General features: G+C 65.8%; 1 protein-coding gene and 1 pseudogene. Both read right to left on the reverse strand.

Annotation, left to right across the window (positions count from 1 at the left end; translation table 11 throughout):
• Positions 1-522 (reverse strand): DUF6531 domain-containing protein (locus N5D30_RS26050; RefSeq protein WP_279911341.1); only part of this gene is annotated, 522 nt, incomplete at its 3' end.
• A gap of 16 nt (positions 523-538) precedes the next feature.
• Positions 539-1,038: pseudogene (locus N5D30_RS26055) on the reverse strand (hypothetical protein); the annotation flags it as partial.

Here is a 1,038-nt window from a genome sequence, read left to right on the forward strand (position 1 = left end):
TACCACGGAGCCTTCGTGTTGCTGCACGGCTTCCGGCACGCCGGTCCAGCGACGCCCCCAGGGCTCATAAGACTGATCGGGCTCGGTACCGCCACGGCGCACCCACAGCCGCTCGCTGCCGGAGTAGTACGAGGCGCCCGGCTTCAAGGCGGGAAAGGCGATGCGCCGACCCTGAGCGTCGATGAGGGTGGTGCTGTCGGTATCCAGCTCCAGGTCCAGCCCCTCGCCGGGCAGGGACCAGCCCTGGCCCAGGCTGCCGATACGCCCATCGCGCGACAGGTAGCCACGGCTGAAGGCGAAGGGCAGCGGTGCCGGCAGGACGAAGTCGGTTTCCGCCGGCAGCAGCTTGGCGCCCAGGATCGGGTTGACCGGCTGGCCGACGCTCGGCGAGCAGGCGGAGGGCTGGTCGGCCATCCCCACCGCCGTGCTGCCAACGAATACGTTGGGGGAGCCGGTCACGATCACTGCGCCCGCCACTTCGTGGCCGATATGCGACACCGGCAGGCCTGCGGATTCCGTCATCTGGACCCTCCTTGGTTCAGCAGTTAATGTCGACTTTGGGCGACAGGATTTCGATTTCGCTCGGCGTGATGCGGATGATGCTCTGCCCACAGCGCAGGGTGATCTCGCTGTCCGCCTTCAGCTCGATGGTATCGCTGTGCAGGGTGATGCTGGAGCCGTCGATGTTCACCGAACTGGCGCCACCACCCGGGGAATCATCCTGGCCGGACGGCGCCACGATGTTCTTGGCCATGCTCTGACCACCACCGGCGCCTCCCCCACCACCGCCACCCACGCTGAGGCTGTAGGACTTGCCCACCGACGCGCTGTGGCTCTGGCCGATACGGTCGGTGCGGCTCATGCCAACGTTGGTCACCATCATCATGCCGACGTTGAGGTTGTACCCCAGCCCGACGTTTTCCATGCGCCCCAGGCCGACGTTCTGCATGGATGCCAGGCTGATCGTCTCGGTCTTGTTCATCCCCACGTTGATCGACCAGTTCTTGCCGATCCGGTCCGTCTCGTTCAGGTCCACTT

This window comes from Pseudomonas sp. GD03875, from assembly GCF_029840585.1.
Classification (GTDB): domain Bacteria; phylum Pseudomonadota; class Gammaproteobacteria; order Pseudomonadales; family Pseudomonadaceae; genus Aquipseudomonas; species Aquipseudomonas paralcaligenes.